This is a genomic window from Clostridium sp. LS3, assembly GCF_055330225.1.
This window is the reverse complement of sequence record NZ_CM143921.1, coordinates 2021731-2035843: the sequence shown is the minus strand read 5'-3', so window position 1 is coordinate 2035843 and position 14113 is coordinate 2021731. Positions and strand designations below refer to the sequence as shown.

Annotated in this window: 17 protein-coding genes; 13 read left to right on the top strand and 4 right to left on the bottom strand. The window is 27.7% G+C overall.

Going from position 1 to position 14113, the window contains the following annotated elements; translation table 11 throughout:
* Window positions 1-22 precede the first annotated feature (22 nt).
* From ACZJV1_RS09425 to ACZJV1_RS09410, 4 genes are all read left to right on the top strand, one after another.
* Window positions 23-751, top strand: coding sequence for an HAD-IB family hydrolase (locus ACZJV1_RS09425; RefSeq protein WP_463649950.1), 729 nt, complete (start codon window positions 23-25; stop codon window positions 749-751).
* A 119-nt stretch (window positions 752-870) separates the two neighbouring features.
* Window positions 871-1383 (top strand): hypothetical protein, encoded by a 513-nt coding sequence (locus ACZJV1_RS09420; protein ID WP_463649949.1) that lies wholly within the window; start codon window positions 871-873, stop codon window positions 1381-1383.
* 72 nt (window positions 1384-1455) lie between these two features.
* Window positions 1456-1599, top strand: coding sequence for a hypothetical protein (locus ACZJV1_RS09415; protein ID WP_411167719.1), 144 nt, complete (start codon window positions 1456-1458; stop codon window positions 1597-1599).
* A gap of 122 nt (window positions 1600-1721) precedes the next feature.
* The gene (locus tag ACZJV1_RS09410; RefSeq protein ID WP_463649948.1) at window positions 1722-2906 is read left to right on the top strand and encodes a M20 metallopeptidase family protein; all 1185 of its coding nucleotides are present in this window, start codon (window positions 1722-1724) and stop codon (window positions 2904-2906) included.
* Window positions 2907-2968: 62 nt separating this feature from the next.
* On the opposite strand, the gene ilvA is transcribed toward ACZJV1_RS09410, so the two are convergent.
* Complete coding sequence (gene ilvA, locus ACZJV1_RS09405) at window positions 2969-4168, bottom strand: threonine ammonia-lyase (RefSeq protein WP_411167717.1); 1200 nt, start codon at window positions 4166-4168, stop codon at window positions 2969-2971.
* Window positions 4169-4325: 157 nt separating this feature from the next.
* Between ilvA and ACZJV1_RS09400 the strand changes: the two genes are divergently transcribed.
* Together ACZJV1_RS09400 and ACZJV1_RS09395 are read left to right on the top strand one after the other, a co-directional pair.
* Window positions 4326-4490 carry a hypothetical protein gene (locus tag ACZJV1_RS09400; protein ID WP_463649947.1) on the top strand — a complete coding sequence of 55 codons (165 nt, stop codon included), beginning with the start codon at window positions 4326-4328 and terminating at the stop codon, window positions 4488-4490.
* Complete coding sequence (locus ACZJV1_RS09395; protein ID WP_463649946.1) at window positions 4483-5349, top strand: SDR family oxidoreductase; 867 nt, start codon at window positions 4483-4485, stop codon at window positions 5347-5349. The genes ACZJV1_RS09400 and ACZJV1_RS09395 overlap by 8 nt, the downstream gene beginning before the upstream one ends.
* 58 nt (window positions 5350-5407) lie before the next feature.
* Here the strand turns inward: ACZJV1_RS09395 and ACZJV1_RS09390 are convergent, their stop codons facing one another.
* Window positions 5408-6175, bottom strand: a complete 768-nt coding sequence (locus tag ACZJV1_RS09390; RefSeq protein ID WP_463649945.1) for an acyl-CoA dehydratase activase — start codon at window positions 6173-6175, stop codon at window positions 5408-5410.
* A gap of 19 nt (window positions 6176-6194) precedes the next feature.
* Window positions 6195-7346 carry a double-cubane-cluster-containing anaerobic reductase gene (locus ACZJV1_RS09385; RefSeq protein WP_463649944.1) on the bottom strand — a complete coding sequence of 384 codons (1152 nt, stop codon included), beginning with the start codon at window positions 7344-7346 and terminating at the stop codon, window positions 6195-6197.
* Between the two features lie 580 nt (window positions 7347-7926).
* Between ACZJV1_RS09385 and ACZJV1_RS09380 the strand changes: the two genes are divergently transcribed.
* The 7 genes from ACZJV1_RS09380 to ybaK all read left to right on the top strand — a co-directional run bounded on the left by ACZJV1_RS09380 (window position 7927) and on the right by ybaK (window position 12975).
* The gene (locus tag ACZJV1_RS09380; RefSeq protein ID WP_411167712.1) at window positions 7927-8253 is read left to right on the top strand and encodes an ArsR/SmtB family transcription factor; all 327 of its coding nucleotides are present in this window, start codon (window positions 7927-7929) and stop codon (window positions 8251-8253) included.
* Window positions 8254-8277: 24 nt separating this feature from the next.
* Entirely contained in the window at window positions 8278-8646 is a 369-nt protein-coding gene (gene arsD / locus ACZJV1_RS09375; RefSeq protein WP_463649943.1) for an arsenite efflux transporter metallochaperone ArsD, read from the top strand.
* A gap of 20 nt (window positions 8647-8666) precedes the next feature.
* Window positions 8667-10412, top strand: a complete 1746-nt coding sequence (arsA, locus tag ACZJV1_RS09370) for an arsenical pump-driving ATPase (protein ID WP_463649942.1) — start codon at window positions 8667-8669, stop codon at window positions 10410-10412.
* A 15-nt stretch (window positions 10413-10427) separates the two neighbouring features.
* Entirely contained in the window at window positions 10428-10832 is a 405-nt protein-coding gene (locus ACZJV1_RS09365; protein ID WP_463649941.1) for an arsenate reductase ArsC, read from the top strand.
* Between the two features lie 9 nt (window positions 10833-10841).
* Window positions 10842-11897, top strand: a complete 1056-nt coding sequence (arsB, locus tag ACZJV1_RS09360; RefSeq protein WP_463649940.1) for an ACR3 family arsenite efflux transporter — start codon at window positions 10842-10844, stop codon at window positions 11895-11897.
* 51 nt (window positions 11898-11948) lie between these two features.
* Window positions 11949-12146, top strand: coding sequence for a DUF4177 domain-containing protein (locus tag ACZJV1_RS09355; RefSeq protein WP_411167708.1), 198 nt, complete (start codon window positions 11949-11951; stop codon window positions 12144-12146).
* Window positions 12147-12507: 361 nt separating this feature from the next.
* Window positions 12508-12975: a Cys-tRNA(Pro) deacylase gene (ybaK, locus tag ACZJV1_RS09350; RefSeq protein WP_463649939.1), complete on the top strand. Its 468-nt coding sequence runs from the start codon at window positions 12508-12510 to the stop codon at window positions 12973-12975.
* Between the two features lie 147 nt (window positions 12976-13122).
* Here ybaK and ACZJV1_RS09345 read toward each other — a convergent pair whose 3' ends face one another.
* Complete coding sequence (locus ACZJV1_RS09345) at window positions 13123-14016, bottom strand: DUF1002 domain-containing protein (RefSeq protein ID WP_463649938.1); 894 nt, start codon at window positions 14014-14016, stop codon at window positions 13123-13125.
* Window positions 14017-14113: the final 97 nt, after the last annotated feature.

Genomic DNA, 14113 nt, shown 5'->3' with positions numbered 1-14113 from the left:
AAAAATAAAATGGAGGGGTTTCATGAAAAACGTAGCAGCATTTTTTGATATTGATGGAACAATATATAGAGAGGGACTAATTACTGAAGTATTTAAAAAAATAATAAAATATGAATTAGTTAGTGAAAACAAGTGGTATAAAGATGTAAGACCAGCATATATAAAGTGGGATAAAAGACAAGGGGATTATGATACATACTTATTAAAAATGGTTGATGTGTATTTAGAAGCAATAAAAGGAATAGATAAATATCATATTGATTATATTGCTAAAAAAGTAATAGAACAAAAAGGTGATAGAGTATATACATTTAGTAGAGAGAGAATTAAATGGCATAAAGAGCAAGGGCACATAGTAATTGCCATATCAGGGTCACCTAGTGAGTTAGTTAGGGAAATGTCTATGAAATATAATATGGACGATTATAAAGGAACAATATACAAGTTAGATGAAAATAATAAGTATAGTGGAGAAGTTATACCTATGTGGGACCACGAAAGTAAACTAAGTTCTATAAATGAATTACAACAAAAATATAATATAGATTTAAGCAAAAGTTATGCATATGGAGATACATCTGGTGATATCACGATGTTTAAGTCAGTTGGTATCCCTTATGCAATAAACCCAACAAAAGAACTTTTAGATAAGGTTATGAATGATAAAGAAATAAGAGAAAAAATAAAGGTTATAGTAGAGAGAAAAGATGTAACATATAATTTAGATATAAATTATATCAATATATTATAGTGATTTTTACTCTTTAGGAAATTATATTCTTAATTTAATAATACATAGACAATGGAGTTTCTAGGTTATATAATAATTAATGGATTACAAAGGAGAAGTATTTAATTTAAGGAGAAGGTATGTTAACTATTGATAATAAAACTTTAGAAGAAAAAATAAAACAACTTAGAAAAGCTATTGAAATAGTTGGAGGAAATGAATTATTAGCAAATATAAAAAATGATAATGAATTAGCACTTTTTATATTACAAAGTTCTTTTCAAGATGAATATGCTTCAATAGAAGTTTTAGAAAGAAAGTATTCTATTTCAGAACTTCTTAAAATAAAATTAGAATATGAAAAAAATTATATAAAAAATAAGAAGAAATATATTGAAAAAATAGTATATAAAATAAAAGAATATAATACTTATTTAGATTCTCTTACTAGAAAATATAAAAAAGATGGTGGCATTGAGTCATTTAGGGCTATTAAAAGTGAAATAGAAACTAGATATTCTAATGATATAGACGCTTTTATACTATCAAAATTAAATGAGTTAAATATAGAAAATTGTAATGACTTTTATGGAAATTACTTAAATTCAAAAAAAGAAGATTTTATAAATTCTATAATTAATGCAATAATGTAATTAATTTATAATAAATTTTTATCTTAAGGGAAAGCTATAGAATGTATAGTATAATCTTAGGAGGTATTACAAATGAATAAACTTACAAAAAGATTTCAAAAGAATTCTAAAAGAAGGAAGATTAAAGGTAATTTATTGCTAGAAATGGCAGATGATTTTATGGACATAATTCACAATGCAAGACTATACAAGAGAATTAATAAAAATAAAAAATAATATAAAAAATAATGCCTAATATTATTGAAATATTGGGTATTATTTTTTATATTGTCAATAATTATCATTTATATATAGAATGTATATTATATAATTATATTTAATTTGAGGGAGGTGTATTAATGCAAGAAGAAATAAAAAATATCGTAGATGAAATAAAAGAAGAATTGATTAATATTAGAAGGAAACTACATTCTAATCCTGAATTATCTTTAAAGGAATATGAAACTAGTAAATATATATATGAAAAATTAAGAGAGTTTGGAATAGAGGAAATTAGTAATAATATTTATAAAACCACTATTTTAGCAATAATAAGAGGAAAAAATCCTGGGAAAACTATACTTTTAAGAGCTGATATGGATGCATTGCCAATTGAAGAAATGAATAATTGTGATTATAAGTCATTAAAAAGAGGAGTCATGCATGCTTGTGGACATGATGGTCATGTAACATGGATGTTAGGAGTTGCATATGTATTAAATAAGTTAAAAGATAAAATAAGTGGTAATATAAAAATATTATTTCAACCAGCAGAAGAAGAAGTTGGTGGAGCAGAGGAATTACTAAAAACTATAGATATATTAAATTTACCGCCAAAAGTAGATTTCGCAATTGCAGGTCATATATGGCCAGAGTTAAATTCAGGAGAATATGGAATTGTAAATGGAAGTGCAATGGCTGCAGCTAACAAGTTCATTTTAGAAATAGAAGGAAAAGGTGGACATGGAGCAGAGCCGCATAAAACTATTGATCCAATAGCAATAGCAAATCAAATTTATATGACTAGTCAGCAAATAATAAGTAGACATACATCACCATTTAGTAATGCAGTTTTAACTATAGGTAAGTTTATAGGGGAAGGAGCTTATAATGTAATCCCAGATAAAGTTTTAATGGAAGGAACAATTAGAGCAGAAAGTTATGATAAGGTTATAGAGATGACTAAATTATTAGAAGATTTAACAGAAGGAATAACGTTAAGTCAAGGAGCAAAGTATAAATTGACATCTTTAAAACCAATTAAAGCAGTTATAAATGATGAAAATTTAATTTATAAAGCTAATGAAATATTAAATAAAACAAATTATAAAGTTAATATTTTAAAGCATGGATCAATGACAGGTGAGGATTTTTGCTATATTAGTTCAAGGGTGCCATCATTATTTATATACGTTGGAACTAGAAATATATCTAAAAATATAATTTATCCACTTCATAGTCCTAAGTTTAATTTTGATGAGGATATATTAGGAAATACAGTAAATGTTTTTTCCTATTTAGCAATAAATTTAATTAGCGAATAAAATAAAAATAACTTAGAGTACCAATTTAAGTATCTAAGTTATTTTTATTTTTTGAAGATGCCTTAATACATTTGATTTATTTTAAAACCCATATTTGTAAAGTATTCTTTAATTAAATTTATATGTTCAAATCCATTAGTTTCAACAGTAACTTCTACTAATACATTTTTTATTCTATTTAGAGCTTTAAAGTGATTATGTTCAAGTTGAACAACATTTGCATTTAATTCAGAAAGTATTCTAGATATCTCAACTAATTGACCTGGAGTATCTGGAAGCTCTACTGAAAAGCAAAATAACCTTCCTCTTTCAACTAATCCATCATTAATTAAAGATGAAATAGTTAGCATATCTATATTTCCACCACTAATTATAGAGACTACTTTTTTATTTTCAATATTAAGTTTTTTTAGTGCAGCAAGAGAAGCGGCACCAGAAGCTTCAGCCAATAATTTATGCCTTTCGCACAATATTAAAAAAGCCTCTGCTATGTCCTGATCTGAAACTGTAATAATATCATCAACATATTCTTTTATTATGTTATAAGTTAAATCTCCAGGACTTTTAACTGCTATTCCATCTGCAATTGTATTAACTGAATTTAATGAAATTAGAGAGCCGCTTTTAAAGCTTAATTCCATTGCATTTGCACCTTCAGCTTGAACGCCTATTACTTTTATTGATGGATTAATTTCTTTTGCAGCTAATGATATACCACTTATTAATCCACCTCCACCAATAGGACATAATATTATATCAACATCTTTAATTTCTTCCAGTATTTCTAAAGCTATAGTTCCTTGACCGTATATTACTTTCATATCATTAAAAGGATGAATAAATACTGAATTATTGTTTTCTTCAATACTTTTAGCTTTTATAAAAGCATCATCATAGCAAGAACCATGGAGTACAACTTTACCACCTAAATCTCTTGTAGATTGAACTTTTAAGTAAGGAGTAGTTTCTGGCATAACTATAGTAGAGTTAACACCTAAAAGTTTAGCAGCATAGGCTACACCTTGAGCATGGTTTCCAGCAGATGAGCATACAACTCCTTTATTTTTTTCATCTTCATTTAATGAACGTATTTTATTAAGGGCTCCTCTTATTTTGTAAGCTCCTGTAATTTGTAAGTTTTCACATTTCATATAAACAGAACAATTTGAAATTTTTGAGAAAATTGGACTGTATAAAATTGGAGTCTTATTAATTACGTCTTTGATATTTTCTTTAGCCTTCTCAATTTCTTTTAAATGCATACGTTTCCACCTCTAGTATTTTTTATTCTTTAGGAAATTATAAAAATATTATATCACTGCTTAATAAATATATGAAGATTTTAAATTTAATAAAAAGTATATTTTATATTAAATAACAAAAAATATAGATATATATTCACTGAAAGGAGTAATTAATATGGAAAAAACTTATGGAAATATGCATAAAGTTGGTAACTTTACTAAAAATGCTGTTGAAAATTTCGAAGAAAATATAGTTAATAAAACTAACTTTTTAGAAAGTGTAGATAATGCTAAGGCTGAAAATAATAATTTTAATACTAAGGAGAAGTCAAATGAATAATAATTTTCCTAAGGAGTTTCCTCCTCAACATCAAATTGTTCAACCTGGAATAGAAGGAAATATGAATCCTAAACCAATATACAAAGCAGAGGGATATAGTACAGGATCTAATAGATTAAAAGATAAAGTAGCAATAATAACAGGTGGAGATAGTGGAATAGGAAGAGCTGTGGCATTAGCTTATGCTACAGAAGGTGCAAAAATAGCTATAATTTATTTAAATGAAGATAATGATGCAAACGAAACAAAAAAATTAATTGAAGATAGTAATGGAGAATGTCTATTGATAAAGGGTGATATAGGAGATGAAGCTTTCTGCATATCAGCTGTAAATTCTGTAATAAGCAAATTTAATACTATTAATATATTAGTTAATAATTCAGCAGAGCAACATGTATGTAATACTTTAAATGAAATTACTAAAGATCAGCTTGAAAGAACATTTAAAACAAATGTATTTGGAGCTTTTTATATAACAAAAGAAGTTTTAAATCACTTAAAGGCTGGAGATTGCATTATTAATACTACGTCAGTTACTGCTTATCATGGACATAAGACTTTAATAGATTACTCAATGACTAAAGGTGCTTTAACAACATTTACAAGATCATTAGCATTAAACTTAGCAGATAAAGGAATTAGAGTAAATGCAGTTGCACCAGGTCCAGTATGGACACCTCTTATTCCATCTTCTTTCGGTATAAATGAAGTTTCAAATTTTGGCAGTAAAACACCGATGAAAAGAGCTGCACAACCAGTGGAATTAGCAGAAAGTTATGTCTTTTTGGCATGCAATGGAGCATCATATATAACAGGAGAAACTATTCATGTTAATGGAGGAGAAGTAGTAAACTCATAAAAATAAAAAAGATATTATTTCGCATCGCTAGATACGAAATAATATCTTTTTTTATTGTTTACATCAGCTTAATATATTTATTATATCCTATAACTGCAGCACCAATTGCCCCTGCATACTGACTTAATGGGTGAGTTATAACATTTTTATTTAAGTACCCTTTTAAAATTTCTTTAAAGGCTTTTGAATTTGCAAGTCCACCAGTAAAAAAGATATTTTCTTGCAAATTTAGCTTTCTAGAGAAATTAGCAGTTCTTTGTGCAATGGAGTGAAGTATCCCCAATGCGATATCTCCTCTATCAACATCTTTTGAAAGAAGGCTAATAATTTCACTTTCAGCAAAAACAGTACACATACTAGAAATGTTAACTTTATTCTTTCCTTTTATAAAGGAATCTATGTTGTTTATATTTTCTTCAAGAATTCTCATCATAACCTCAATAAACCTACCAGTTCCTGCAGCACACTTGTCATTCATTATAAAGTCCACTATATTTAAAGAATTATCTAGTTGTATAGCTTTACAATCCTGCCCACCTAAATCTATAACAGATCTAGTTGTACTATTTAAAAAGGCAGCTCCTCTAGCATGGCATGTTATTTCAGTGACTTTTTTGTCAGCTTCAGATAACAAATCTCTACCATAACCTGTAGTTATGACATATTTAACATTACTTGAGTATAATTCATTATAAACTTTATAAATGCTGTCTTTAGGCTTTGCTGAAGTTCTTATTTTATACTTAGCGACTATATTATCTCCGTCAAATAAAACTCCCTTTGTATATGTTGATCCTGAATCTATTCCTAATGTATATATATTCATTAATAACCTCTTTATGAAATTAAAGCATTTCTATAAAGGCAGCCATTCTTGTATTCAATTGACCAATATCACTAGTAGAAAAATCAGTTTCAACACTCATATATGGAATTTTCTTTTCGTTATTTGTGAACCTCTTTATAGAAAGTGTCTCAATATTATAAGTATGGCAAGCTGTTAAAATAACATCTACAACAGCATCAACTTTATAATCTTCAATCATCCTGTCAAGAAGCTTTATGCGATTTGGATTAGGAGTCATGCAAGAACATCCAATAGATAAATATTTACGAGCTAGTGCATCATAAACATCAGGATTTTCTTCATCAACTAGGTCCTCAACAGCTTTAGCTCCAGTACAATTTTCAAAAGCTACAACATATGCACCATTATCTTCAATAGCTTTTATAACTTTTTCAGTTGCAGCTCCTAAAGGGCAACCAGTAATTAGTATTCTAGGTTTAGATTCATATTTTTCATTGCTATCATATTCAGATTTAATTTTTTCTATTAAACCATATAATTGATTTGGAATAGCTTCTTTATCAAAAGAGAAGGTTGTCCCATTTAAAACTTTAAATATATCTTGTCCCTTTAAAGGTACAGGATCTAACTTTCCTAATTCATAAAACTCCTTAAGAGCTTTTCTTTCATTATTTTTTATTTTTATAGCTTTTCTTATGTTTTCTTCACTAATAGTTGTTTTAAATTGATTTTCTAAGGTATCTTTCAATCTTATAATTTCATTTTTCCAAAGTTTAAGGCCATCTTCACTTTGAGAGTTTGGTAATTCCATAACATGAACAGGTTTAAACTCTGAAAGATATTCATACATTTTCTTTTTTCCATCACAAGTAGTTTCTCCAACAACTAAATCTGAAAAATAGAAAAATGGACATTTATCTGTCTTTCCAAAACCATAGCTAGATTTAATCAATGGGCATAGATTACGAGGTAAATCCTGTTCAGCATCTGGGATGGTTTCATCAGAAGAAGCACATAGTGAAACTGTTGAAGCTCCCATAGCTAAAGCTATTTCTTGAGGAAAGTATGTGCAAAATACACCGATTAAAGGAATATCTTTTTCTTTAAGTTCTTTGGCTGTAAGAAATGAGTTTCTTCTTATTTCTCCAAAGGTCTCGAAAATTTCTGGTAATTCTTTTTGTAGTTTCATAAATCTCAATCTCCTTTTGAGTTAGTCAATTATATAAAAACAAGAAATAAAAAACTTGTTTATATATCTAAAGAGTTAAAACCATAGTAGAATTTAAAATATTAAAAATGTAATATGTATTTTTAATTAACATATTTTATTTATAGTAATATTTTACCATAAAATTACTAAGATAGTAAATTATTTTACATTATATACAAATTTAAACAAAAAAATCGCAATGATAAATAGAAATAATAGTATGAAATTACAATTTAATAAAGGATTCAGAGATGAATTTCGAGATAAAATGGCGATGACAATAGCATATTTAAAAAAGAAATTTTGTTATTATTTCTGCTTTTCATCTAGATTTGATATTAGTAATAAAAAATAATATTTTATTAATCTTAACAATAAATTTTAAGTTATTAAAATTTTTTACTATATAATAGTAACAAAGTCAATGTTAGATCATATCATATAGATATATATCAATATAATGTTTTATAATATAAGTAATAACAAGCTATATATTGACAATATATAGATAATCTTCTATATTGATATATAGAAGGTTATCTATATAAGGAGGATTAGTATGAATAATAATTATGAAGTAAATGCAAAAATTTTTAAAGCACTAGGAGATCCTAATAGATTAAAAATACTAGATATTTTATCTTGTGGTGAAAAATGTGCTTGTGATTTACTAGAAAACTTTAATTTCACTCAACCTACATTATCTCATCATATAAAAGTTTTAACTGAATGTGGGTTAGTATTATCGAGGAAAGAAGGAATATGGAATTATTATAAATTACATACCACTAATGCTAACAGATTAATATTAAATTTAATGAATATAGTTACTGATACAGAAGAATGTATTTGTAAGCAAAAGGAATGCGTATGTAAAAATGATTAAAAATTTAAAGGAGTGTGTATTATTATGAAAAAAATGATTATCTTTGATCCAGCAATGTGTTGTTCCACAGGAGTTTGTGGACCATCTGTAAATCCAGAACTTTTAAGGGTTTCTACAATAATAAATAACTTAAACAGTAAGGGAATATTAGTTGAGAGGTATAACTTAACAAATAATCCTCAAATATTTGTTGATAACAAAACAATAAATGAAGTTTTAATGAAAAAGGGAGTTGATGTGCTTCCAGTAACAATGGTTGATGGTGAGATTGTAAAAGTAGGTAGTTATCCTACTAACGATGAATTTTATACTCTATTAGGAATATCTGCGGAGCTATTAAAAGCAGAATCTAAAAAAACTAACAATTGCTGTTGTAAAGGTGGATGCTGTTAAATTTAAAAGGAGTGATATAGGTGTACAAAGCATTTGATATAAAAGAGATAAACTTAACTAAATATTTATTCTTCACTGGAAAAGGTGGAGTAGGTAAGACTTCAACAGCTTGTGCAACAGCAGTATCTTTAGCTGATGAAGGTAAGAAGATAATGTTGATTAGTACAGATCCAGCATCTAATCTTCAAGATGTTTTTAATACAAAGTTAAATAATAAAGGAGTTCAAATAAAGGATGTTCCTAATCTAGTAGTTGCTAATTTTGATCCTGAAGTAGCAGCAGAAGAATATAAAGAAAGTGTTATAGCGCCATATAGAGGAAAATTACCAGAAGCTGTGTTAAATAATATGGAAGAACAACTTTCGGGTTCTTGTATTGTAGAAATTGCTGCTTTTAATGAGTTTTCTTCATTTATTACTGATGAAAAAGCAGCTAATGAGTTTGATCATATAATTTTTGATACTGCTCCAACTGGCCATACATTAAGAATGCTTCAGTTACCATCAGCTTGGAGCAATTTTATAAGTGAAAATACTCATGGAGCATCATGTTTAGGACAATTATCAGGACTTGAAAGTAAAAAAGAAGTTTATAAAAATGCAGTTTCTAATTTAGCTGATGACAAGAAGACTACACTTATTCTAGTCTCAAGACCAGAACCATCACCATTAAAAGAAGCCGAAAGAGCATCAAATGAACTTAAAGATATTGGTGTTAAAAATCAAATATTAGTTATAAATGGAGTTTTACAAAATTATGATGACTCTTTATCTACCTCTTTATATAATAAACAAAAAAGTGCATTAGAAGAAATTCCAAAAGGATTAAAAAATCTTATAACTTATGAAATACCATTAAGACCTTATAATATAACAGGGCTTAAAAACGTAAGATCATTATTGAAAGATAATAATATTAAGGTAAGCACAGATTTAGTAAATGCAACATCTATTCCAAGATTAAATAATGTTATAGATAATTTATTCAATACTAATAAAAAAGTTATTTTTACAATGGGAAAAGGCGGAGTAGGTAAAACAACTATTGCAGCAGCTATAGCAATTGGATTAGCTAAAAAGGGGAAGAAGGTTCACTTAACGACAACAGATCCAGCAGCTCATTTAAACTTTGTTATAGATGAAGGTTATGGAATAACTTTGAGTAGTATTGATGAAAAAGAAGAACTAGAAAAGTATAAGGAAGAAGTTTTAAGTAAAGCAAGAGAAACAATGAGTGACGCTGATATTGAGTATATTGAAGAAGATTTAAGATCACCTTGTACTCAAGAAATTGCAGTTTTTAGAGCCTTTGCTGAGATAGTTGAAAAGTCAGAAAATGAAGTTGTAGTTATAGATACTGCACCTACTGGTCATACCTTATTACTTCTAGATTCAACACAAAGCTATCATAGAGAGATTCAAAGATCAGAAGGGGATATACCAGAATCAGTTAAAAAGCTTTTACCTAAACTAAGAAATGAAAAAGATACAGAAGTTATAATTGTAACTTTAGCTGAAACAACTCCTGTTTATGAGGCTATGAGATTACAGAAAGATTTAAACAGAGCAGGTATAAATAGTAATTGGTGGGTTATAAACTCAAGCCTTTATGCAACTAATACAAGTAATGATATATTAAAAGCTAAAGCTAGCAATGAAATAAAGTGGATTAACAAAGTAGATGAAATATCAAATGGAAACTTTGCAGTAATAGAATGGAAAGCAGAAGAAGTAAAAGGAGACAAATTGTTAGAAATAATTAAATAGAAGGAGATATTAAAGATGAAAAAGAAGGTAGCATTTATATGTGTTCATAATTCATGTAGATCACAAATGGCAGAAGCATTAGGTAAACTATATGGAAGCGAGGTTTTTGAAAGTTATTCAGCTGGAACTGAAACTAAACCTGAAATTAATCAAGATGCAGTAAGAATAATAAAAGATTTATATAAATTAGATATGAATGAAACTCAAAAATCTAAATTACTTACTGATATACCAGATGTGGATATTGTTATAAAAATGGGATGTAATGTTGTATGTCCTGTTATATCAGCTAGCCATGTTGAAGATTGGGGATTAGAAGATCCTACTGGTAAGAGTGATAAAGAATTTATTAAAGTCGCAAAAATTATAGAGGAAAAAGTAAAAGATTTAGCAAGAAGATTTAAAGATAATGAAATATAGGAGGTAATTATGGGAGAAGAAAATAAAGGAAAGGGACTGGGAGTCTTCGAAAAGTACCTAACATTATGGGTTGCTGCTTGCATAGTTGTAGGAATATTAGTTGGTCAATTTTTACCTATTATTCCTGAAACATTAAACAAGTTTGAATATTACAATGTATCAATACCAGTAGCTATTTTGATATGGCTTATGATATATCCAATGATGTTAAAAATAGATTTCTCAAGTATTTTAAATGCTACAAAAAAGCCAAAAGGACTTATTGTGACTTGCGTGACAAATTGGTTAATAAAGCCATTTACAATGTATGCAATAGGAGCATTTTTCTTATTTGTAGTATTTAAGGGAATTATTGCACCTGAGTTAGCTAAGGAGTACTTATCAGGAGCAGTTTTATTAGGAGCAGCACCTTGTACAGCTATGGTATTTGTATGGAGTCACTTAACTAAAGGAGATCCAGCTTATACTCTAGTTCAAGTAGCAGTAAATGACTTAATTATTTTAGTAGCTTTTGCACCTATAGTAGCATTTTTACTAGGTGTAAGTGATGTATCGATACCATTTGAAACTCTAATAGTATCAACTGTATTATTTGTTGTAATTCCTTTAGTACTAGGTTTTGGTACAAGAACTTTAGTAATTAAAAGCAAGGGGAAGGACTATTTTGAAAGTATATTTTTAAAAAAGTTTGATAATGTAACTATAGTAGGATTACTTTTAACTTTAATAATAATATTTTCATTCCAAGGGGATACTATATTAAACAATCCAATTCACATATTATTAATTGCAATTCCGCTTACAATTCAAACTTTTTTAATTTTCGGATTTGCATATGTTTGGGCAAAACTTTGGAAGTTACCTCATAGTATTGCAGCACCAGCAGGAATGATAGGAGCAAGTAATTTCTTTGAACTCGCAGTAGCAGTAGCAATTTCACTTTTTGGCTTACAATCAGGAGCTGCACTTGCAACGGTAGTTGGGGTTTTAGTTGAAGTTCCGGTAATGTTAACTTTAGTTAAAATTGCAAACAAAACAAGAAAGTGGTTTCCTATTGAAAAGTAGAATAATATTTTATGTATTAATATTAATAATAGAAAGGAGGTCATATGATTTATGAAGTGGGAATACAAAGTTATTGAAATAAACTCCATAAAAGGATTAGGTGATTCAGAAGAATTACAAAAAGAGCTTAACAATTATGGAGAAGCAGGATGGGAATTAGTAGGGGGATTAACAAAGCCTCATGAAGGTGTAGGCTGGATTCCAAAGTCAGATGAAGGTTCAGTAATATTTAAAAGGGAAATTGTTTAATCATTAAAAATGTTCTTAAATTGATTAATAAAATAGAGAATTACGTAATAAAGGTGAGTATATGATTTTAAATATAAAAATAGCCAGTATAGAAATTAATTAATTAATGGTCCGCTAAAACACATAAATTAAATTTTATATACCAGCTAGTTTGATTATATAATATATAAAGGAATAGAGTAAAGTATTATCTTTACTCTATTTTTATGAAATAGAAGTATAAAAATAATAGATGAATCATAAAAAAGTGGTTCCTGAATTTCAATAAATGATAATCTTTTTATTAAATTATTTTATGGTATGCTTTAAATAGTAATATTTATATAAAGTGATATAATTATATTATTTGGAGGGATACGATATGGATGAAAAAACAAATGTAATGAGAATTTTAGATAAAAAGAAAAGTAATTATAATAGTTATTGTTATGTAGACACTGATGCTATAAGTGGATTGGAAGTTGCTAATGCATTAGGACAAGATCCTAAGCAGGTCTTTAAAACACTTGTAACAGTTGGAAAATCAAAGAATTACTATGTTTTTGTAATACCAGTAGAAAAAGAATTAAATTTAAAAAAAGCAGCCAAAAGTGTTGGTGAGAAATCTATTGAAATGATAAAATCAAAAGAATTATTACCATTAACAGGATACATTCATGGAGGATGTTCACCTATTGGAATGAAGAAATCTTTCGTTACTACAATTGATGTATCTGTTGAGGAGCTTGAAACATTTATTTTTAGTGCTGGTAAAATAGGATATCAAGTGGAACTAAGTTTAGATGAATTAAGTAAAGTTATCAGATTTCAGCTAGCTGACCTAGTATAAGGAATCTGAATATATAAGCTTCATTTATAATATAAGTATAACTTACTATTATACACTAGGTGTAATTTTCTTTATAGAATTCAGGGAAAGCTTTAGACTTTACATATGAAGATGTAATAAAATAAAAAACTCCACAAAGGGAGTTTTTTATTTACTGATTAAGTTTTCTATCCAACCAAAAATTTCAGAAAAAAAGTTACCTATTGCATCAAAAAGACCTTGAAAGAATCCACTATCTTGAATATCCTTGCCAGACTTTTTAAGTGCGTCTGATATCTGATTACCTATATTTTTCAAAGTATCTTTAACATTATCATAATCTATATCTAAGTCATTTATATTAACCATTAAAGCTTTTATTTCTTCTTTTTGTTCATCTGATATTTGAACTGTATAATTCTTTGTAACATTATCAACTATTTTAGAAATTTCTTCACTGTTTTTTGGTGCTTCTTTTATAACTTTTGTTTTTACATCATTTATAACTTTAGCAGCTTCGTCATATCCAATTTCTTCTCCAAGCTCTGAAGTAGTTTCTATTTCTTCTTGTGCTGTCTTTTTATTTTTTAATGATAACTCTTCACCTTTAGCACTTTCAAAACCCTTTAATATTCCTGATAAAGCAGAGGTTCCTGTAACAGGAAATGGTGAACTTGCTTTAATTTCAGCATTAGTTACTCCAGATGTAACTAGAGCATTTGAAAGCATAAGGGATGTTACTTCAGTTAAATTATTAGATTTTACTTGTATTCCACCATTATTAGTAAGTTTAACGTAAGAAGAAGAGTAGCATCCTCCTTGATAATTTGATTTATCATTAGCATCTAGACCTAATTGTTTGATTATATCATCATTAGTTATTCTATCTATACTAACTTGATTTTCTGAAACTCCAAACTCTTTTAACATTTGAGCTTCCTGAGCATCTGTTAAGTCAATACCAAAAGTTACTCTTTCCTTATTTTGAGCTTGTACAGTAAAACTAAATAAAGAAAGAGCAACAGTACAAGCTGTAATTAGCTTTAGTATATTTTTTTTCATAATAAAACTCCTTTTTAAAATATAATATTACTTTACTTTAATATTATTAAAGAAACTACAAAAATAGAAGGCTTTTAAGATTTATTTAAGAATTTAC